The organism is Butyrivibrio fibrisolvens (genome assembly GCF_023206215.1).
Lineage (GTDB): Bacteria > Bacillota > Clostridia > Lachnospirales > Lachnospiraceae > Butyrivibrio > Butyrivibrio fibrisolvens_C.
Genome location: NZ_CP065800.1, coordinates 3,235,935 through 3,257,777, shown reverse-complemented (window position 1 = coordinate 3,257,777; position 21,843 = coordinate 3,235,935). Strand labels below are relative to the sequence as shown.

Annotated in this window: 15 protein-coding genes and 1 pseudogene; all 16 read left to right on the top strand. The window is 40.5% G+C overall.

From position 1 onward, the window contains the following. Positions 1-18 precede the first annotated feature (18 nt). Positions 19-1,629 carry an NAD(P)H-hydrate dehydratase gene (locus I7804_RS13610; protein WP_248403872.1) on the top strand — a complete coding sequence of 537 codons (1,611 nt, stop codon included), beginning with the start codon at positions 19-21 and terminating at the stop codon, positions 1,627-1,629. A 153-nt stretch (positions 1,630-1,782) separates the two neighbouring features. Continuing rightward, positions 1,783-2,972, top strand: a pseudogene (gene alr / locus I7804_RS13605) (alanine racemase). 168 nt (positions 2,973-3,140) lie between these two features. Next, on the top strand, positions 3,141-4,556 hold the full coding sequence (locus I7804_RS13600; RefSeq protein ID WP_248403871.1) for a hypothetical protein: 1,416 nt from the start codon (positions 3,141-3,143) through the stop codon (positions 4,554-4,556). A 146-nt stretch (positions 4,557-4,702) separates the two neighbouring features. Further along, positions 4,703-6,061 (top strand): hemolysin family protein, encoded by a 1,359-nt coding sequence (locus I7804_RS13595; RefSeq protein WP_248403870.1) that lies wholly within the window; start codon positions 4,703-4,705, stop codon positions 6,059-6,061. 59 nt (positions 6,062-6,120) lie between these two features. Then, complete coding sequence (locus I7804_RS13590) at positions 6,121-6,861, top strand: YebC/PmpR family DNA-binding transcriptional regulator (protein ID WP_022752965.1); 741 nt, start codon at positions 6,121-6,123, stop codon at positions 6,859-6,861. A gap of 52 nt (positions 6,862-6,913) precedes the next feature. Further along, on the top strand, positions 6,914-9,043 hold the full coding sequence (locus I7804_RS13585; protein WP_248403869.1) for a hypothetical protein: 2,130 nt from the start codon (positions 6,914-6,916) through the stop codon (positions 9,041-9,043). A 153-nt stretch (positions 9,044-9,196) separates the two neighbouring features. Then, complete coding sequence (locus tag I7804_RS13580) at positions 9,197-12,115, top strand: insulinase family protein (protein WP_248403868.1); 2,919 nt, start codon at positions 9,197-9,199, stop codon at positions 12,113-12,115. A gap of 18 nt (positions 12,116-12,133) precedes the next feature. After that, positions 12,134-13,060, top strand: a complete 927-nt coding sequence (gene era / locus I7804_RS13575) for a GTPase Era (protein WP_022755624.1) — start codon at positions 12,134-12,136, stop codon at positions 13,058-13,060. Beyond that, positions 13,041-13,724, top strand: coding sequence for a DNA repair protein RecO (gene recO, locus I7804_RS13570; protein WP_248403867.1), 684 nt, complete (start codon positions 13,041-13,043; stop codon positions 13,722-13,724). Before era ends, recO begins: the two co-directional genes overlap by 20 nt. Positions 13,725-13,981: 257 nt before the next feature. Further along, on the top strand, positions 13,982-14,617 hold the full coding sequence (locus tag I7804_RS13565; RefSeq protein ID WP_248403866.1) for a hypothetical protein: 636 nt from the start codon (positions 13,982-13,984) through the stop codon (positions 14,615-14,617). Between the two features lie 27 nt (positions 14,618-14,644). Beyond that, a complete protein-coding gene (locus I7804_RS13560; protein WP_248403865.1) occupies positions 14,645-16,063 on the top strand; it encodes a glycine--tRNA ligase in 1,419 nt (472 codons plus the stop codon). A 123-nt stretch (positions 16,064-16,186) separates the two neighbouring features. Then, positions 16,187-18,919 carry an alanine--tRNA ligase gene (gene alaS / locus I7804_RS13555; RefSeq protein WP_248403864.1) on the top strand — a complete coding sequence of 911 codons (2,733 nt, stop codon included), beginning with the start codon at positions 16,187-16,189 and terminating at the stop codon, positions 18,917-18,919. A gap of 140 nt (positions 18,920-19,059) precedes the next feature. Further along, entirely contained in the window at positions 19,060-19,236 is a 177-nt protein-coding gene (rpsU, locus tag I7804_RS13550) for a 30S ribosomal protein S21 (RefSeq protein ID WP_022755619.1), read from the top strand. Between the two features lie 135 nt (positions 19,237-19,371). Next, entirely contained in the window at positions 19,372-20,256 is an 885-nt protein-coding gene (locus I7804_RS13545; RefSeq protein ID WP_248403863.1) for a metallophosphoesterase, read from the top strand. After that, positions 20,256-21,065: a segregation and condensation protein A gene (locus tag I7804_RS13540; protein ID WP_110073212.1), complete on the top strand. Its 810-nt coding sequence runs from the start codon at positions 20,256-20,258 to the stop codon at positions 21,063-21,065. The genes I7804_RS13545 and I7804_RS13540 overlap by 1 nt, the downstream gene beginning before the upstream one ends. A 1-nt stretch (position 21,066) precedes the next feature. Further along, positions 21,067-21,636 carry an SMC-Scp complex subunit ScpB gene (gene scpB / locus I7804_RS13535; RefSeq protein WP_022755616.1) on the top strand — a complete coding sequence of 190 codons (570 nt, stop codon included), beginning with the start codon at positions 21,067-21,069 and terminating at the stop codon, positions 21,634-21,636. The last annotated feature ends 207 nt before the right edge of the window (positions 21,637-21,843 follow it).

The following is a 21,843-nucleotide window of genomic DNA, read 5'->3' as shown; positions in this document are numbered from 1 at the left end:
TAAGCAAAAAGGGGACATATGCAGTATTTAGTAACAGCCAAAGAAATGAAAACATGCGATCGTAATACTTCAGAGCACTTTGGGGTTCCATCCATCGTGCTTATGGAAAGAGCTGCTCTGGCTGTTGCTGCCAGAATCGGTGAGTGGAAGAGAGCTATGCACACTTCCAGAGCTTTTAATGTTCTGATCGTTGCAGGACACGGCGGCAATGGCGGTGACGGGATAGCTATCGGAAGGATTTTGTATCAGCATGGCTACAGAGTGCAGATAGCTCTTGTTGATGACAAGGACTCTAACCCTGATACTGCATCCCAGAAGAAATGCGCAGAGGCGTACAATATTCCAATGGACACTTTTTCCAATGTACGAGCCACCAAATCACAAATGGAATGGGATATCATAGTAGATGCTGTCCTTGGAATCGGATGTACCAAAGATGTAGAAGGCGAATATGTCGAAGCTATAATGTATATCAATGAATGCAAGAAGCTCAAGGACGAGTCTACACTTGTTGTTGCTGTTGATATTCCATCCGGCATAGATACTGATACGGGAAGTGTTCATCTTCTTGCTGTTAAGGCGGACCTTACTGTTACATTTAATTTTGCCAAGATGGGACAGCTGCTGTACCCCGGCACTGAGTACTGCGGGCAGTTATTTGTAGAAGATGTCGGTATTACAGTGGACGGTTTTCTTGGGAATCTTCCTGAATATTTTTTCTTTGATGAGGGTCCCGAAGACCTTCTTCCAAGGAGAGTTGGCTATGGTAATAAGGGAACATTCGGCAAGGTTTTAGTCATTGCCGGAAGCGATAAGGTTACGGGCGCATGCCTTCTGTGTTCCAAGTCAGCGTTCCATACAGGCGCCGGTATGGTCAAAGTATTTACGACACCTGCTAATGTAGAAGCTATTAAGAGCAGTATTCCTGAGGCAATGTTTGATTCATATGCCAATATTGAGACTGACAGCAATATAGACAAGATCAGAGATATACTTATTGAAAACATGAAGTGGGCGTCCGCTATAGTTATAGGCCCAGGGATTGGAACAGGAATGGTTGCTAAGGCCATCCTTAGCATCGTACTAGAACACTATGACAAGTTCCTTGTTGCGGATGCAGATGCTATTACTCTGATAGCACAAGATAGACATATAAGTGAGCTTGCAAGAGCCTATTCTGACTCTAAAGACAAGCAGCTTGTGATAACTCCTCATGTTGCAGAGTTTGCAAGGCTTTACAATGCTGCATTTGGCGATGAACGTCCTGAGCCTGTTACGGTCTATGATGTTAAGGAAAATATGCTGAAGTGGCCTTTGGCACTTTCGGAGTATTATAACTGTGTAGTAATATGTAAGGATGCAAGGTCTGTCGTGGCGGGAGCCGGTAAGAGGCAGATGTATGTTAATATATCAGGTAACAGTGGCATGGCAACTGCAGGATCAGGCGATGTGCTTGCAGGGATAATCGGAGCTTTGAGCTCAAGGAAGCTTGGAGCCTTCCAGACTGCCTGCATTGGAACCTTCATACACGGTCTTGCCGGCAATCGTGCGGCTTCCAGAGTGGGAGAGTATTATATGACAGCAAGTGATATAATAAAGGAACTTGCAAATGTTCTTCCGGAAAAATAATAATAGAATTAAGAAATTGTTTTTGGATCATAGAAAATATTTTTTGATCGTAGAAACTGTCTTTGGATTATAGGAGCTGTTTTCTCGGATTATTAAAAGATATGGTCATTGGGCAATCTCTGAATTCATTAAGATAGAAAGCGTATTTATAAAATGAACTCACATGAAATAGTTAGCAGACAGAATCTTTCTAAGGAGATGGCATTAAAATACCCGAGGGTATGTGCTGCAGTTGATCTTGATGCAATTCTTTCAAATATGCATTCAATGCATGACAATTTAAAGCCTGAAACCAAGATGATCGCAGTTATCAAAACTGATGGTTACGGTTTTGGAGCAGTACCAATTGCAAAACTACTTGAATCAGAGGACTATATTTGGGGATACGCCTGTGCAACCTGCGAAGAGGCGATGGAGCTTAGGGACAATGGAATCAGAAAACCTATACTGATCCTGGGATATACATTTCCTTTCTCTTACGATTCCCTTATTGAAAATGATATAAGACCGGCGGTGTTCAGATATGATCAGCTTGAGCAGCTTGAAGAAAGAGCTGCAAAGAGGTCTGAGACTTGCAAAGTTAAGGTTCATATTGCGGTTGATACATCTATGTCCAGAATAGGTGTTCGTCCTAATGATGAGGGTGCTCTCTTTGTTAAGAAGGCGCTCTCCATGAAGCACATCGAAGTTGAGGGAATCTTCACTCATTTTGCCAGAGCTGATGAGAAAGACCTTACAGATGCTATAGAGAAAAAGATATATTCACAGCTTTTATAGAAAGAGTAGAAAAAGAAAACGGCGTTAGGATTCCTCTACATCACTGCGCGAATTCTGCCAGCATCATAAGTATCCCGCAGGCTCAGATGGATATGGTAAGAGCCGGAGTTACAATGTATGGAATGAAGCCTTCTGAGGATGTTCCTACAGACAAAGTGAAGATCACGCCTGCACTTGGACTGTATAGCCACATCGCTTATATTAAGGATGTACCTGCGGGTGTTGCTGTTAGCTATGGCGGAACCTATATTACAGATAAGCCCACAAGGATTGCTACTATCCCTGTTGGATACGGCGACGGATATCCAAGAAGCCTTTCTAATAAAGGCTATGTCCTTATCCACGGTCATAAAGCACCTATCCTTGGACGTGTATGCATGGATCAGTTCATGGTTGATATAAGTAGAATCCCTGAAGCTTTGGAAAATGATGAAGTCACTATTATAGGATGGAGCGGCGATCAGCATATATCAATTGAAGAACTTGGAAACTTGAGCGGACGCTTTAATTACGAGCTTGCCTGCGATCTTAATCCAAGAATCCCAAGGTTGTATATTAAGGGATAATCGTACATGGAAATACATCCGTGTATTTCCGGACATGTACTAGATACATCCTGTATCCGGTACATGGAAATACATCCATGTATTTCCGGGCATGTACTGGATACATCCTGTATCCGCACATGGAAATACATCCGTGTATTTCATAATAATTTTTGAGGTTACCTACTTATGCTTTTTACCAGTGTACTTGTTACTATTTTCATGACTATACTAAAAGCATACGCATGGCTGCTTAAACAGATGTTTAGGCTTATTTGGAATGTTTATAAACTGTTTTTGTGTCTATTCCCGGCTGCCGGTATCGTACTGGCAGCTCTTGTTGTATTTGAATGCGCAGGTTATTTTACCGGCAATGATTATATAGGACAGGCCAAAGAGTATGTAGAAAGCTATGTTCATGCCTGTGATATAGAGTACCTTCAGGATGAAAACCTGGTGGCTAAGGCTGACAGCTCGTATGGCGTATCCGGAGACATTGCCAATAGTATAGCAGATAACCTTTCAGGAGAGATTTCCAATAATATAGCAAATGGCCTACAGCAAAATATAGAAAATGGCGTAAATGATATATCCGAGAAAGTAACTCAGACACTCCTTGAAGCAGTTACTTCCTGGTGGGAAGGAATACTGGAAAAAAGCGAGCAGAAAGCTTACAGCATCATAGCCTGGGCAATAACTATACTAATAGGAATACCTATTTTCCTCGGACTATTACTATTATCGGCAGCAGCAAGCGGCGTTAACTTTTTGGGAATAGCGATAATAGTAGACCTTGCTATCTATATATTCAGAAGCGTCTTCGGAATGACTACTCCATTCAGACAATTTAGAAGAAGATATTGTTTTCTTTTTCATACCAAACCCTTTTATGATCCTAAATACGAAGACTCCTATCAGGACTGGCTAAAACGCCATCACGACGAATTCGAAAATGACACCTTCGGAACAGACAAAGCAGAATATGATGAGGCATATGACGAAGAAGATTACGACAGAATGGGATATGCGGATTACGAAGGTAAACGTTTATCAAGAAAAGAAATAAGAAGGCTTGAGAAAATAAAAAAACGTCAGCAAAATTATGATGACTACTATGAAGACTATTATGACAGATTAGAAGACCTGGAAGAAAAGGACGAAGAGGACGACAGATTCCGCAGAGGAAGATGGAATAAAAGATATAGTAGCGGACGTTATGATGACTATTATGATGATGACGATGACGATAACTATGATGATTATGATCAGGATAAGGATGAGGATCGTTACGAACGTATAGATGACGATGACCGTTATAATAGATATGGTAGTTATAAATCTGAAAGTAGCTATGATCATCAAAAGCAGAAACAAAATCAGTCATACTATCAGAAATCTGATAGCAGAAGTTCGTCTGATCCTAAAAGACCTTCCGGAAACTATTCAACCTTCGACTTCTTTGCAGGCTGTAAATCCCGCGACGGCATAGTCAAGAAATACCATTCCCTCGCTAAACTCTACCACCCGGACAACTTCGAAGGCGACTCTTCAGCAATAACCGAAATAAACCGCCAATATAAAGAGGCTATGGGCAAATACAAATAAAGGCGATAATGCGACAAGGCGGCAAAGCCTCGACCTTGACTAGTAAGTATCACAATGTTATAGTTTAAGTTGACGTTTTGTGTGCAGAGGCACGCAAACTGTTATGTATCAAACAATTTTTTTGACCAAAAAGGAGATGAATTTATATGGATGATGGCGGACCCTCTGCCTATTATTTTATCGGACTGCTCGTATTACTCGTGCTGGACGTGATCGTGTACGGTTTTGGCGCAGCTCTGCATAATCTAAAAGCAGAAGACCTCTTTAGCGAGTCTGAAGAGGAAGGTGAAGAACCATCCGAAGACCAAAACGAAAAGATTCGCAGCAAAAGTGGCATCTTTTTGTCGGAACTTATGAATAATCCGACAGAATATGTTAATACTGTACAGCTTTTTGTTTTTATACTGAATATCATAATCGGACGCTTCTATGTAGAACGTTTCGGGATCGTTGTTGGAGGATTTATCTTTTCACTCAATGAACTCGTAGCATCTGTTTTGGGCCAGGCAGTAGTAGCATTTCTGCTTTTGTATGTATTTCTTTCAATCGGAGTGCTGCTTCCCAAGAAGCTTGCCAGAAGACATCCTAAAGTCTGGGCCATGATTCTAAGCCCGTTTATCAAGATACTTATGGCGGTTTTGAGGCCATTTACAAGTATTATCGAAGTAACTGTGCATGGAATCATGTATCTGTGCGGTATCAGAGATTTTGATGATGATACAGATGTTACAGAAGAAGAGATAAAGTCGATGGTTTCCGAAGGTCAGGAGCAGGGAGTGCTTCAGGATTCTGAAGCCGACATGATAACCAATATATTTGAATTTTCTGACAAGGAAGTTAGGGATATCATGACCCATCGTAATGATATATGCGGAATCGAAGGAACTATGAGCCTTGAAGATGCGATTTCATTCATGCTTCAGGGCAATAATTCAAGATTTCCTGTATTCCTTGATAATATCGATCATATAATCGGTATAGTTCATATAAGAGATGCGGTTCAGAAGGACTCTGAATCCGGCAATGAGAAAAAGGAAATAAGGCAGATCAAGGGACTTATGCGTCAGCCTATGTATGTGCCTGAGACAAGGAATATAGAGTCATTGTTCCACAGTATGCAGTCTACAAAGACTCAGATAGCGATAGTTATTGATGAGTATGGCCAGACAGCAGGTCTTGTTTCTATGGAAGATATCCTTGAAGAGATCGTCGGCAATATCATGGATGAATATGACGAAGATGAGAGTTTTATCACACCTTCCGGCAAACCCGGAGAGTTTGTGGCTCTTGGAAGGACTCCTATTGAGACAGTTGAGAAGCGCTTCGGAATAGATCTTCATGAGGATGAGTTTGAAACTCTGAATGGTCTTCTGATTTCGAAGATGGACAGGATACCTGAAGAGGATGAGAAATACGATGTTACGATAGATGGTTACAACTTCAGTATCTTGGAAGTTCAGAATCATATGATCACCAGTGTTGGTGTCAAAAAAATTATTGTTTAAATCACGAGGCTGAAAGCTTCGTAATAATATTTATTTTAGGAAAAGGAAAGGTTATAAAGATGTCAGGACATTCAAAATTTGCAAACATCAAGCATAAGAAAGAGAAGAACGACGCTGCTAAGGGTAAGATCTTCACAGTTATCGGACGTGAGATTGCAGTTGCTGTTAAGGAAGGCGGTCCGGATCCGTCTAACAATTTCAAACTTGCTACAGTAATCGCAAAGGCTAAGGCCAACAACGTTCCTAACGATACAATCGAAAGAGGTATCAAGAAGGCTTCCGGTGAGAACGGAGGCGTTGATTATAAGGCGTTCACTTATGAAGGATACGGTCCTGGCGGAACAGCTATCATAGTTGAGACTCTTACAGATAATACAAACCGTACAGCTGCTAATGTAAAGAGCGCATTCACAAAGGGTAAGGGTTCTATGGGAACACCTGGTTGCGTATCTTTCATGTTCGATAAGAAGGGTCAGATCATCATTGATAAGGAAGAGTGCGCAATGTCAGCTGATGACCTTATGATGGCAGTACTTGATGCCGGCGCTGATGATTTCAAGGAAGAAGAGGATTCTTATGAGATCCTTACAGCTCCTGATGCATTCCAGGCTGTAGTTGAAGCTCTTAACAATGCTAAGGTTGAGACTGTTTCTGCAGAGGTTACTATGATTCCTCAGAACTATGTTCAGGTTACAGACGAGGAGAACGTTAAGTGCCTTAGAAGGATTCTTGACATGCTTGATGAAGATGATGATGTACAGAACGTATATCACAACTGGGATGAGCCAGACGAGGACTGATTACTTTAATAAGGGTTTAGGGACTTAAAATTCAAAAAATGGGGGATCGGAAATGATACTGAAGAAGGATGTATCTTCGTATGTTATCTGGGCTTTATTTGCTACATTTAATGTATTACTGATTGCTGTATTTGGGTTATATTCCGGTCTCTTTCCTACTTCGGATACAACTGAAACGATGCTTTTTACCGGGCTGTTCACAGCCCTGGTGACAGGCACGTGTCTTGTTGTATCCTTTTTAATTGACAGACTTTCGGTTTACTTTATGCAGGGGAAAAAATTAAATTCTAATCTTATTTACTTGATATTATTTGCACTTGTCCTTATTGGAGGGATAGTTCTTAGAAGCGTTATTCTCTATAACGATGGAGTTTACATAAAGACAGGCATAATGCTGTTTGAAACGGCTTCTGTTACAAAAGGAGGGATCATCACAGCTGATTCTATCTGGAAGCTTTTTTATCTGGTCATCATGAGAACGGTGCTGTATTTCACTGGAGATATCGTGATAGCAGCCATAGTATATCAGATAGTTGTAAGGATGATCTTTTTTATCCTTATAGGGGTGGCAGTGAGGATAATGACCGGACGGGTTGCGTCTATAATTGTCCTGTCTCTTCTTATGTTCCTTCCGCCATTTATCACGGTTCATATACTTGATGCAGCTTCTTTCTTTGAGATTTTCGTTGCTCTTGAGCTTATCTTTTTGGCAATATATTTTAAAAACATGACAAGAGCAAAGAAAAGTCAGTCTGCAGTCAGGTTTTTACTATATTTTTTACTTGGAATCGGACTTGGTGCATTATTCTATATAGATGCCGGAACCATCCTGTTCTGGAGCCCTATGCTGCTTCTTCTTTTTGTATTTAAGAAGATAAAAGAGGTGCTTAAGAGCTTTGCATGTATTATCCCCGGAGCTGTTTGTGGCTTTATGCTGACTTTGATAGTGTGGGACGGATATGATGTTATAGGACCTGCACTTTACAGATGGTCTTCCAAGTATTTTGCAGATGTTCTTTCGATAGAGAGTTTTGAAGTTATTGGCGAATCGAGCTCATCGGTTTACGCAGTTTTGTATCTTATACTTGCTATAATCATGCTTTGTTCGTCATTTGCTTTTCTTTTCCATAAAAAGACTACACGTCTTGCGCCTGTTATGCTTCCGGCACTATTGGTATGCATTGTATCTCCTGTGATGGGGGAGACTGGCGTTAATACACTCAGAATGATGACACTTATGTGCATTATAGTGATCGGAGGAGGACTTGCCTGCATGTTTACTTCGTATGATACTTCTGATTTTGAACTGTTGTTTGGTAATGATGATTTTGATGATGCATCTGAAAATGAAGAAGATGTAGTTGTGTTCGAGCCTTTAGATGAAGGCGCGGATGATTCACTCAAAGCTGAGGGCGACGAAGAGAAATCTGAAGATCAGCAGACTGCAGAAGGATCCGAAGTTGAGCAGTCCACAGAAAGATCTGAAGATAAGCAGACTGTAGGCAAATCTGAAGACGAGCAGGCTAAAGAGAAATCGGAAATCAAACAGACTGCAGAAGGATCCGAAGATGAGCAGTCCATAGAAAGATCTGAAGATAAGCAGACTGTAGGCAAATCTGAAGACGAGCAGGCTAAAGAGAAATCGGAAATCAAACAGACTGCAGAAGAATCCGAAGATGAGCAGTCTATAGAAAAAACTGAAGAAGAACATACTATAGAGGATGCTGAAAAAGATACTTCGAATAAAAATGCAGGAGAACCTGAGGATAACCAGAAAAAAGAAAATATAGTAAAAGGGCAGAAACTTGAAGATATTCAGTCAGACGATCCCAATTCGCTTAAGGTACTTGAAAATGGCGCTGATTTATTAGACAATACTACAGATATTAAAGTAGCAGATGCTAACAAGCCAGATGACCTGGATTTATCACTGAAAGGTACTTTGGATCCTTCATTTGATGATGAGAAGATCACACGTTTTGTTCCGGAAGGAATGGTGGTTCCTATGGATACAGAAGAAGATGAGCTTCCAAGGCTTGGAAAACAGGAGCTTCTTGAAAGGCGACGCACTATGTCCAAGATGCACAATCCTTCAGGCAAACTGAAGGTTGGACGTAAAGTCATCACTAACAGAGAATTTGATGTTGAAGTCTCTGCAGGAGATGATTTTGATCTTTTCTGATCGAGCGTATATTGGTTTATATGTTTTTGATCTGATTATATTTTGGAAATAACTTAAGCGCCACATGATCAATGACAATGATTAGTTAATATAGTCTTTTCCTTTGGGAGGAGATAATGATATGAGAACAAAAAGAAGGGAATTATAGTATTTATGACAGTTAATGAATTGACTGCTTACGAGGTCTTAGAGCATAGAAGAATAGATGACCTTGGAACAGATAGTTATATCTTAAAGCATAAAAAGACAGGGGCTCGTGTAGTTCTTTTACCAAATGATGATGAAAACAAGGTTTTCTATATAGGTTTCCGTACACCTCCGACAGATTCTACAGGTGTTGCGCATATCATTGAGCATACAGTTTTGTGCGGATCAAGGGATTTTCCTGTTAAGGATCCTTTTATCGAACTTGCCAAGGGTTCACTTAATACATTCCTTAATGCAATGACATATCCGGATAAGACTGTATATCCTGTAGCAAGTTGCAATGATGCTGACTTCCAGAATCTTATGCATGTATATCTTGATGCTGTTTTTTATCCCAATATTTATAAAACAGATAAGATATTCAAGCAGGAAGGCTGGCACTATGAGATGGAAAGCGCTGATGATGATCTTAAAATCAACGGCGTTGTATATAACGAGATGAAGGGCGCTTATTCATCACCGGATGATATTCTTGATAAGGGTATCATGAACTCTCTTTATCCTGACAATACTTATAATATTGAGTCAGGCGGTGATCCGGACGTTATTCCTTCTTTGACATATGAGCAGTATCTTGATTTCCACAGAAGATATTATCATCCGTCCAACAGCTATATCTATCTGTATGGAAATATGGATATGGTATCGAAGCTTACTTATATAGACGAGAATTATCTGTCACATTTTGATCATCTTGATATTGATTCAAGTATCAAGATGCAGAAGCCTTTTGAGAAGCAGTCTGTTGTTCACAAGGACTATTCCATTCTTAAGACAGATGATCTTAAAGATAATACATATCTGACTATGAACTGGTCTGTTGGAACAAGCCTTGACAGAAAGCTCTATGTGGCATTTGATGTTCTTGATTATTGTCTTGTTTCTGCACCCGGCGCTGTTCTTAAGAAGGCTCTTATTGATAAGGGTATTGGTAAAGATGTCTACAGCGAATATGAAAATGGTGTACTTCAGCCATTTTTCTCTGTAATTGCCAAGAATGCAAATGCTGATCAGGCAGATCTTTTCAAACAGACAATCATTGAGTGCCTTGAAAAGACAGTTAAGGAAGGCCTTGATAAGAAGGCTCTTGAAGCTGCCATCAACGTAGATGAGTTTAAGTACAGAGAAGCGGACTTTGGAAGATTCCCTAAGGGACTTTTATATGGACTTCAGGTCCTTGACAGCTGGCTCTATGACGACATGAAGCCTTTTATTCATATCGAAGCAGGAGATACCTATAAAGCACTTAGAGATGAGATAGAAGGCGATTACTTCGAAAGACTTATACAGGAATATCTTCTAGATAATACTCATTCAAGTATGTTTATCATGAATCCTGTAAAGGGCCTTAATGAAGAAAAAGAAGCTGCAAAATCTGCAGAGCTTCAAAAGTATAAGGAAAGCCTTACTAAGGAAGATATAGACAGAATCGTTCGCGAAACTGCCGAGCTTAAGGAATATCAGGAAGCTCCTGACTTGGAAGAGAATCTCAAGAAGATTCCTATGCTTACAAGAAAGGATCTTAGAAGAAACGTAGAGCCTTTCATCTATGAGGAAAAGAAGGTTGGGGATAATATACTCTTATTCCATGATATTTTTACAAATGGTATAGATTATCTTAACTTCGTATTTCGAATGGAAGATGTTCCTTATGAACTGTTTAAATATTCAGGAATCCTTAAGTCTGTACTTGGACTTGTAGATACCAAGAATTATTCTTATGGAGATCTTTATAATGAGATCAACATGAAAACAGGCGGATTCACAGCAAGTATCGGTACTTACTCTGACAGACGTGATCTGTCAAAATTCGCTACAACTTTTGAAATTGCAGTCAAGGTCCTTCCTTCAAATATAGATCATGCATTTGATCTTGCAACTGAGATCATAAGGACTTCAAAAATCGATGATATGAAGCGTATGAAGGAGATCCTTGATGAGAAGATGTCACATATGGAAGCAGATCTTCAGACGGCAGGACATCGTGCTGCTGCTCTTCATGCTGCAGCGGGATTCTCTAAGACAGGCAATGTTTCTGAGAATCTGTCCGGTATAACAGGATATCGCCTTGTTCAAAAGTATGCTAAGCATTATGATGAGGCTGCTCACAAAGAGCTTGTTGAAAAGCTTTCTGAGCTTATGAAGACTCTTTTCCGTAAAGAGAATCTTCTTGTAAGCTTTACTACAGATAAGAAGAACTACGGCCAGATAGAAGCGAAGGTGGCTGAATTTGCTGATAACCTTTATACTCAGGATTGTCAGAAGGGCCGACTTGAATTTGTACCTGTAAAGAGCAATGATGCGTTCAAGACTCCGGGGCAGGTTCAGTATACTGCGCTTGCGGGCAACTTTAGAAAGAACGGACTTGAGTATACAGGAGCGCTTCGTGTCCTTCAGGTTATGATGGGATATGACTTTTTGTGGAACAATATCCGTGTAAAGGGTGGAGCATACGGCGTTATGGGCGGAGCTTCTCCTAATGGAGACTCATATTTTGTAACTTATAGAGATCCTCATCTTAAGAGAAGTCTTGATGTGTTCCGTCAGGTTTCTGATTTTGTAAGGAATTATGAAGCAGATGAGCGTACACTTACAGGATTTGTTATAGGTGCGATAGGAGAGCTTGATACACCTAAGACACCTAGCGCAAAAGGCTCTTATGGCCTTATGGCTTACATGTGCCATGTAGATATTGATAAGCTTCAGGAGCATCGTGACCAGATACTTGATGTAACTGTAGAGGATATCAGGAAGCTTGCAGATTATGTAGATGCTTTTGAAGAAGATAACAGTATCTGCGTAGTTGGTACAAGTGAAAAGATTAATCAGCACAGAGATCTTTTTGACAAAGTCGAAGAACTCTGATAACAGGAAAGTGTGTTTATGGATAGTAATAGTTTTAAAACAGGATTTATAGCACTGGTTGGGCGTCCTAATGTTGGTAAGTCCACTCTTATGAACAATATGATAGGCCAGAAGATAGCCATCACCTCCAATAAGCCCCAGACTACCAGAGGACGTATTCAAACAGTATATACGGATGATCGCTGTCAGATGATCTTCGTTGATACGCCGGGTATACATGAGACCAAGAATAAGCTTGGATCTTATATGCTTCACATAGCTCAGAAGACTCTGGAAGATGCTGATATGATTCTGTGGCTTGTAGAGCCGACAGATTTCATAGGACAAGGTGAAAAATATATCATTAAGCAGCTCAAAAGATGCAAACAGCCTGTAGTTCTTGTTATCAATAAGATTGATACAGTCAAAAAGGACCAGTTGCCAAAGTTCATAGATGCTTACAAAAGTGAGCTGAACTTTTCTGATATAGTTCCTGTTTCAGCTAGGAAAAAAGAGAATCTCGATACCCTTATGGATGTTATATGCAAATATCTTCCATATGGTCCTGCTCTTTATGATGAGGATACTGTAACAGAGGAACCTGAGCGTGATATTGCAGCTGAGATAATCCGTGAAAAGGCTCTTAGACTCCTTCAGGATGAAGTTCCGCATGGAATCGCTGTTACTATTGAGAGAATGAGAGAAAGAGAAGGCTATCTGTCTGACGACGGTCTGCCGCTTCTGGATATAGACGCTACCATTATCTGTGAAAGGGATTCTCATAAAGGAATAGTCATAGGTAAGGGCGGTGCTATGCTCAAAAAGATTGGAAGCCAGGCCAGAGTTGATATTGAAGATATGACTCAGTGCAAGGTTAATTTGAAACTGTGGGTTAAAGTTCGTAAGAACTGGAGAGATGACAGTTCGCAGATGAAGCATTTTGGCTATGATGAAAGAGACATTTGATCAGGACAACAGACTTACTGTAAACGGCATTGTCATAAAGCACAGGCCTGTTGGTGAATATGATTTTACTGTTACGATCATTACTATGGAGCGTGGCAAGATCAGTGCTTTTGCAAGAGGCGCAAGAAAGCCGGGAGGCAAGCTTTCCGGCAATGTCGAACCATTTTGCTATGGAACTTTTACTTTATACGAAGGGAAAAGTTCCTACAATATAATTGAAACAGATATCATCAATTATTTCGAACCTTTCCGCCGGAATCTGGAAGATACCTGCTATGGAACTTATCTTCTGGAACTGGCGGATTATTATGCGACGGAAAACAGCGATGAGACTGAGCTATTAAAGCTTTTATATCTTTCACTTACTGCTCTTACCAAAGATGCTTTTGATAAGAGGCTTGTCAGATGTATATTTGAACTTCGGGCACTTGTTATTGATGGTCAATATCCGGGAGTTCCTGAAAACAGAGGCTATAGCGATGCAGTAAAGCTTGCAATGCAGCATATAAGCGGTTCTGATCTAAAAAGTCTTTTTACATTCAGACTAAGCGATCAGGCACTTAAAGAGCTGATAGATATAACAAGGATGTATCGGGAACATTTTGTTGACAGGCAGCTCAAAAGCCTTGAAATATTAAGCACCGTGGAACGTGAACTTATATGACCATGACTAAACTTTAAAAAAGTTGAAAAAAGGTCATGGCTCTATTATAATCATGTAATGTATGTATTCACATGAAGATATTACATAAGTGCGCATTCTGCGCGCATTTTTGGCGCTGTGAATATATAAAAGAAGAGCTAAGGGCCATATTACGGACTTTTAGAGTTTATTCATCATTAGGAAAGACAGCAGGCATAGCGAATTGGTGCCGCGAGCTCCACCAATTTCAGCCAATAGTAACTCGCTATGATCGCGACATGAGGTTAAGTATGGTTAATTGTGCGGATAATAGTTATAAACTTCATATACGTAAGATAATCTGTGCAGCCGTGTTTATGGCAGTTGCACTGACCGGATGCGGTAAGAGTATGGATGTTACTAAGTCTGATAGCACTGCCGTATATGTGGGCAAGGACGGACAGGTAATAAGTACTATAGTCGAGGATTTCTCGGCACCTTACTATGATCTGGGTGAATTGAAAACTGATATTGAAAGTCAAGTCAATGAGTACAATTCAACCAAAGGTAAGGATCTTATTACTTTTCAGGATGCCGTAACTGAAGATAAGAATGTACGTGTCACAATGACATATAAGGATACGGCTTCTTATGCGGATTTTAATCAGGTTACTCTTTTCTATGGCTCTTATAAAGATATGAAGGCACTTGGATACAGCCTTCCGTCTACACTGGTTGATTCTAAGGGTCAGAAGATAGATGTTAAGCTTATCTCAGAGGATCAGACAGTTATTGTCATGAATGAGAAGATAGGATTCTATTCCTATGGCAAAATAGCTTATGCTCCTGAAGGGAGCTCTTTTAATGGTAGTAAAAACGTAGATTTATCTGCAACTAAGGACGATTTGTGTTATATTGTACTGAAAGCAGATTAACGAATAAAGATACAGGAGATTAAGGAAATGAAAGCAGAAGAGAAGACAATGGACAAAGTAATTGCACTGGCTAAGGGCAGAGGATTTATTTTCCCCGGTTCTGAGATTTACGGAGGTCTTGCAAATACTTGGGATTACGGTCCACTTGGTGTTGAATTCAAAAATAATGTCAAGAAGGCATGGTGGAAGAAATTCGTTCAGGAGAACAAATACAATGTAGGTGTTGATTGCGCGATTCTTATGAACCCTCAGACTTGGGTTGCATCAGGACATCTTGCCGGCTTCTCTGATCCTTTGATGGACTGTAAGGAGTGCCATGAGCGTTTTAGAGCAGATAAGATCATTGAGGATTTTGCTGCTGAGAACAATATCACACTTGAGTCATCAGTTGACGGCTGGAGCCAGCAGCAGATGATGGATTTCATTAACGATAATAATGTTCCTTGCCCTTCATGTGGCAAGCACAATTTTACTGATATCCGTCAGTTCAACCTTATGTTCAAGACATTCCAGGGTGTAACTGAGGATGCTAAGAATACTGTATACCTTCGTCCTGAGACAGCACAGGGTATATTCGTAAACTTCAAGAATGTACAGCGTACAACTCGTAAGAAGCTTCCTTTTGGTATCGGTCAGATCGGTAAGAGCTTCCGTAACGAGATCACACCTGGTAACTTCACATTCAGAACACGTGAGTTCGAGCAGATGGAGCTTGAGTTCTTCTGCGAGCCCGGAACTGATCTTGAGTGGTATGAGTATTGGAAGAATTTCTGCAGAGACTTCCTTGTTGAGCTTGGTATGAAGGAAGATGAGATGCGTCTTCGTGAGCATGATCCTGAAGAGCTTGCATTCTATTCAAAGGGAACAACAGATATCGAGTTCAAGTTCCCATTTGGCTGGGGTGAACTTTGGGGTATCGCTGACAGAACTGATTATGACCTTAGTCAGCACCAGACAACATCAGCTCAGGATCTTACATATTTTGATGAAGAGAAAAAAGAGCGTTATATCCCTTATGTTATCGAGCCTTCACTTGGTGCAGACCGTGTTGCTCTTGCATTCCTGTGCGCAGCATATGATGAAGAGGAAATTGAGGGCGGCGATGTAAGAACAGTTATGCACTTTCATCCTGTTCTTGCTCCTGTTAAGATCGCTGTTCTTCCTATCTCCAAGAAGCTTTCAGAGAATGCTGAGAAGGTATTTGACCAGCTTTCCAAGAAGTGGAACTGCGAGTATGACGATCGCGGATCTATCGGTAAGAGATACAGAAGACAGGATGAGATCGGAACTCCTTTCTGCATAGCTTATGACTTTGATTCTGAAGAAGATCACTGCGTAACAATTCGTGAGCGTGATACCATGAAGCAGATCGAGTACTCTGAAGGCAATGTAAGATGGCCTATCGCAGAGCTTGATAAGTTCTTTGAAGAGAAGTTTGCTTTTTGATAAATGCAGGATTTGAAGATATTTGACGTAAGATCTGCAATAGATGCGGATCTTACGCAAATATTATTTTGAGATAATATTATTGAGACTTTGTATAAACAAAGCCTTTTGAAAGGAACAGTCATGAAGAAATATAGTGTTAATGAACTTCGTGAGATGTATCTTAAGTTCTTTGAGAGCAAAGATCATCTTCGTATGAATAGTTTTTCACTTGTACCACATAATGATAATTCACTTCTTATCATTAACTCAGGTATGGCACCACTTAAGCCTTACTTCACAGGCCAGGAGGTTCCGCCAAAGCGCAGAGTTACTACTTGTCAGAAGTGTATCCGTACAGGTGACCTTGAGAATGTTGGTAAGACAGCTCGCCACGGTACATTCTTTGAAATGCTTGGTAACTTCTCTTTTGGAGACTACTTCAAAGAAGAAGCTATTCCGTGGGCATGGGAATTCCTTACAGAGGTTGTAGGTCTTGATGCAGAGCGTCTGTATCCTTCTGTATATGTGGATGATGATGAGGCTTTCAAGATTTGGACTGATAAGATGCATATTCCTGCTGAGCGTATCATAAAGCTTGGTAAGGAAGATAACTTCTGGGAGCATGGTTCAGGCCCTTGCGGTCCTTGTACAGAGATCTACTATGATCGCGGTGAGAAATACGGTACAGGTCCTGAGGATGTACTGGGCGGAGAAGGCGATCGTTTCATGGAAGTATGGAACGTTGTATTCTCTCAGTTCAACAATGATGGACATGGCAACTACACAGACCTTGTACAGAAGAACATTGATACAGGTATGGGTCTTGAAAGACTTGCTGTTGCAGTTCAGGATGTTGGATCAATCTTTGATGTAGATACAATTAAAGCTCTTCGTGATAAGATCTGCGAGATGGCAGGCGGCGTACAGTATGAAGCAGAAGGAACAGAAGAAAGCGATGTATCTGTTCGTATCGTAACAGATCATATCCGTTCTACTACTTTCATGATCTCAGACGGTATCATGCCTAGCAACGAAGGAAGAGGATATGTTCTTAGAAGAATCATCCGCCGCGCTGTAAGACATGGAAGAAAGCTTGGAATAAGCGGTTCATTCCTTCCTGAGCTTGCACTTTCTGTAATTGCAGGTTCTAAGGATGGTTATCCTGAGCTTGAGGAGAAGAAGGACTTCATCCTTAATGTTATCCGTCAGGAAGAGGATAAATTCGAGAAGACGTTCGAACAGGGTCTTGAGATCCTTGCAAATATGCAGGAAGAGCTTAAGGCTGCCGGCAAGAATACATTGTCAGGTGAAGATGCATTCAAATTATATGATACATACGGATTCCCTCTTGATTCTACAGAAGAGATCCTTGCTGAGAACGGATTCTTAGTAGATGCAGAAGGATTCGAAAAGGCTATGAAGAATCAGCGTGATACAGCTAGAGCTGCTCGTAAAGTAAGTAACTACATGGGCGCTGATGCAACTGTATACGAAGATATTGATCCTAGTATCAATTCAGAGTTTATCGGCTATGATAAGCTTGTAGCTGATTCTACTATCGTAGCTATGGCTGAGCTGCATGCTGCTGATGAAGATGCAGAGAATGCTGTTGCTGATGCTCTTACAGATGGAATGACAGGTGCGATCATAACTTCCCAGACACCTTTCTATGGAACAATGGGTGGTCAGGTAGGAGATCATGGTAAGATTTTCCTGTATCCTGCTGATGTTGACAGCGCTGAGCATGATGCACTTGGCTGCGATAGCTGCAATGATAAGGCGGTTGCTGTATTCAAGGTTGAGAGTACAGAGCATGTTGCCGGATCTAAGATCGCTATGATAGGCCGCGTTGTTAAGGGTATGTTCAAGACAGGAGATAAGGTTACACTTAAGGTTTGCAAGCATGGTCGTATGGCTACATGCCGTAATCATTCTGCAACTCACCTTATGCAGAAGGCACTTCGTGAGGTGCTTGGTACACACGTAGAGCAGGCTGGATCATATCAGGATGCAGATCGTACAAGATTCGACTTCTCTCACTTTAAGGCAATGACACCTGCTGAGATCCAGAAGGTTGAAGAGCTTGTAAATGAGAAGATTGCAGCTGAACTTGATGTTAATACACAGGTTATGACTCTTGAAGAAGCTAAGAAGTCAGGTGCTATGGCTCTGTTCGGAGAAAAGTACGGTGACAGCGTAAGAGTTGTTAACATGGGTGACTGGTCTATAGAGCTTTGTGGTGGTACACATGTATCAAATACAAGACAGATCGGCCAGTTCAAGATCCTTTCTGAGTCCGGTGTTGCTGCAGGCGTTAGACGTATTGAAGCTATCACAGGCAGCAATGTAACAGAGTATTACAAAGAGCTTGAGCAAAATGCCAAGGATGCAGCAGCTCTTCTCAAGGCTACACCAGATACTTTGTATGATCACATCAAGAAGCTTCAGGAAGAACTTAAAGCTGTTAAGAGCGAGAACGAGTCCTTAAAGAGCAGCGCTGCCAAGGAAGCTCTTGGTAATGCAGCTGATGATGCTGTAGATGTTAAGGGTCTTAAGCTTGTAGCTAAGTCACTTAAGGATGTAGATATGAACGGACTTCGTGAACTTGGAGATTCTCTTAAAGAGAAGCTTGGAGACTGCGTTGTAGTTCTTATGAGTGATAATGGTGGCAAGGTCAGCATCATGACAATGGCTTCTGACTCAGCTGTTAAGAAGGGTGCACATGCCGGCAATCTTGTTAAAGAGATAGCTCCTATGGTAGGAGGCGGCGGTGGCGGTCGTCCTAACATGGCTCAGGCTGGTGGTAAGAATCCTGCAGGTATCGAAGATGCCCTCAAGAAGGCTGCTGAAGTGCTTGCCGGTCAGATCCAGTAAAAAAGATGTCAAAGACCCCCTTGACTATCGAAATAAAACAGTATATAATTTTAAATGCTGTGAGTTAAATTGATTTAACTTAAGTAAATAACCCGATCAGTTCAATAATGTAACGGGACTGAAGGGAGGGTAGAGAATATATGTCAACAGTTATAGTAAAAGAGAATGAAACACTTGACTCCGCACTTCGTCGTTTTAAGAGAAGTTGTGCTAAGGCTGGTATCCAGCAGGAGATTCGTAAGAGAGAACATTACGAGAAGCCTAGCGTAAAGCGTAAGAAGAAGTCTGAAGCTGCTAGAAAGCGTAAATACAACTAAAGAAATACAGCCCTTGGTTTTTATATAAAATCAAGGGCTTTTCTTTTATCATGGTAGCTTTATGATTGCAATTATGTTTTATATTTGCAATAGATTACATAGTAGCAATACATTTCACGAAAGTTGGGTTTTAATTTGCTGATTAAAATATTGGAAATTCTGATCATACTGATCATTGTCTGCGCTGTTATAGGTATCTGTAACAGTATATATAATTCAAAAAGATTTGTTATTAGAAAATATAACGTAAAGAGTTCTAAGCTTAAAAAAAGTCTTCGAATATGCCATTTATCTGATATTCACGGCTGGCAGTATGGCGATGATAACAAGAACCTTATCAAAGCTATAGATGAACTAAATCCTGATATCATTGTCTTTTCAGGAGACATTCTTACAGGCTCTTCGCCTCGTAAGACATGGCCTTTAGAGAAGGGACTTGTCAGAGAGCTTGCATCCAGATATCCTGTGTATGCAGCAAATGGCAATCACGAAAGTGAGCTTAACTGGTATTATGAAGGCTTTGGGCAATTTTATGATACATATATCAATGATATGAGCAGTTTTGGCGTGAATCTTTTGAACAATGATAAGATGTTTCTTGATGAATATGGTATCAGGATAACAGGTCTTGAGCTTCCTCATGAATATTTCAGGAAAGTTATCATACGCCGAATGAAGGATGATTATCTTGATAGCATGATAGGCAAACCTGATGAAGATAGATTTAATCTTCTTATAGCACACAATCCCCAGTATTTTCCTAAATATGCAAAGTGGGGAGCAGACCTTGTTTTGTCAGGCCATATTCACGGAGGTATCATAAAACTTCCTTTGCTTGGAGGTGTAATATCTCCGGCACTTATTCTTTTTCCAAAATATGATGGCGGATTGTTTAAGATAGGTGGTCATACCATGGTTCTGTCCAGAGGGCTTTGGACACATACTATTCCTATCAGGGTATTTAATCCCGGAGAACTTGTGGTGATCGACCTTGAAGCTGATAATGGGGAGGCACAGTAATGTCACTTGAAGTTAAGCTTGAGGCATTTGAAGGACCTTTGGACCTTCTGCTTCATCTTATAGATAAAAATAAAGTTGAGATTTATGATATTCCGATCTCCACTATCACAGCTCAGTATCTTGAATACCTTAGCCTTATGGAGAAAGAGGACATGGATGTTACCAGTGAATTTCTGGTCATGGCGGCTGAACTTATGGATATAAAGTGCAAGATGCTGCTTCCTCGCGAAGTCAATGAAGAAGGCGAAGAGGAGGATCCAAGAGCAGAACTTGTTGAAAAACTCCTTGAGCACAAGATGTTCAAGTATCTGTCGGGAGAGCTGGCGCAGAGATTCGATGGCGGCGATATGTATTTTTATCGTAAGCAGAACCTTCCTTCAGAAGTTACGTCTTATGAACCTCCTATAGATTACGCGGAGCTTGTTGGTGATAACAATCTTCAGAAACTAAACGAGATATTCCAGGAATTGATTCGAAGGCAGGAAGATAAGATCGATCCTGTTAGAAGTACGTTCGGACGAATTGAACGAGAGTCTGTTGATATTGATGAGAAGACTCTTTTTATTAAAGCTTATGTCAGAAAACATAAGAGCTTCAGCTTTAGAAAACTCTTGCAGGAACAAGCAACTAAGGCTGAGATCATTGTTGCGTTTCTTGTAATCTTAGAAGAGATCAAACTTGGAGAAGTTACTGTGACTCAGGATGACACTTTTGCGGATATAACCATAACTTCAAATAAGTTTGGTGAAGAGATGGACGAGGAAGAGGCGGTTAAGACAGCTATGGAATTAGAAAAGGAGCAGAGCTGATATGAAAAAGAAAGAAGGAGCAGCAGCTATTGAGGCTATTCTTTTTACAATGGGAGATTCTGTTGAAGTGTCCAAGCTTGCAGATGCTCTTGAAGAAAGTATAGAAGAAGTAAAAGAACAGATAGAGTATCTTAAAGATAAATATAAAAAAAATGACAGCGGAATAAATCTGCTGGAACTGGAAGATTCACTGCAGCTTAGCACCAAGAAGGATTTTTATCCTCAGCTTATCAAGGTTGCGAGTTCACCAAAGAAGTACATTCTTACGGATTCTCTTCTTGAGACTCTTTCGATCATTGCTTACAAGCAGCCTGTTACCAAAGCTGAAGTAGAGCGTATCCGCGGAGTCAATTCAGATCATGCTGTTAACAGGCTTGTAGAATTCGAGCTTGTAAAGGAGCTGGGCCGTATGGATGCTCCCGGAAGACCTATCTTGTTCGGAACTACAGAACAGTTCCTTAGATCTTTTGGAGTAAGATCTGTCGATGATCTGCCTTCAATTGATATAGATCATGCAGAAGAGTTCAAAAAAGAGGCTGAAAAAGAGATAGATGTCAAATTGGATATCTGACCATATCTTCATGTTTACTAATATAAAATCTGTAATTTTGATATTGGAAAAAGTAAAAGAATACTTTCAATATCACAATTACAGATTTAATTGTGTATACAATTAAATTTTTTAAGCGTTATTATATAAAAATCCTTATAAATACTGTACTATTTCCGATTTGTTTATGTTACAATAATATTTGTGAAAAGTTTGGCATTATCAAGT

Coding starts and splice junctions, on each gene's coding strand:
- rpsU (WP_022755619.1), top strand. CDS start 19,060: ATGTCAACAGTTATAGTAAAAGAGAATGAAACACTTGACTCCGCACTT.
- recO (WP_248403867.1), top strand. CDS start 13,041: ATGATGAAAGAGACATTTGATCAGGACAACAGACTTACTGTAAACGGC.
- scpB (WP_022755616.1), top strand. CDS start 21,067: ATGAAAAAGAAAGAAGGAGCAGCAGCTATTGAGGCTATTCTTTTTACA.
- I7804_RS13595 (WP_248403870.1), top strand. CDS start 4,703: ATGGATGATGGCGGACCCTCTGCCTATTATTTTATCGGACTGCTCGTA.
- I7804_RS13565 (WP_248403866.1), top strand. CDS start 13,982: ATGAGGTTAAGTATGGTTAATTGTGCGGATAATAGTTATAAACTTCAT.
- I7804_RS13585 (WP_248403869.1), top strand. CDS start 6,914: ATGATACTGAAGAAGGATGTATCTTCGTATGTTATCTGGGCTTTATTT.
- era (WP_022755624.1), top strand. CDS start 12,134: ATGGATAGTAATAGTTTTAAAACAGGATTTATAGCACTGGTTGGGCGT.
- I7804_RS13580 (WP_248403868.1), top strand. CDS start 9,197: ATGACAGTTAATGAATTGACTGCTTACGAGGTCTTAGAGCATAGAAGA.
- I7804_RS13590 (WP_022752965.1), top strand. CDS start 6,121: ATGTCAGGACATTCAAAATTTGCAAACATCAAGCATAAGAAAGAGAAG.
- I7804_RS13610 (WP_248403872.1), top strand. CDS start 19: ATGCAGTATTTAGTAACAGCCAAAGAAATGAAAACATGCGATCGTAAT.
- I7804_RS13600 (WP_248403871.1), top strand. CDS start 3,141: ATGCTTTTTACCAGTGTACTTGTTACTATTTTCATGACTATACTAAAA.
- I7804_RS13540 (WP_110073212.1), top strand. CDS start 20,256: ATGTCACTTGAAGTTAAGCTTGAGGCATTTGAAGGACCTTTGGACCTT.
- I7804_RS13560 (WP_248403865.1), top strand. CDS start 14,645: ATGAAAGCAGAAGAGAAGACAATGGACAAAGTAATTGCACTGGCTAAG.
- alaS (WP_248403864.1), top strand. CDS start 16,187: ATGAAGAAATATAGTGTTAATGAACTTCGTGAGATGTATCTTAAGTTC.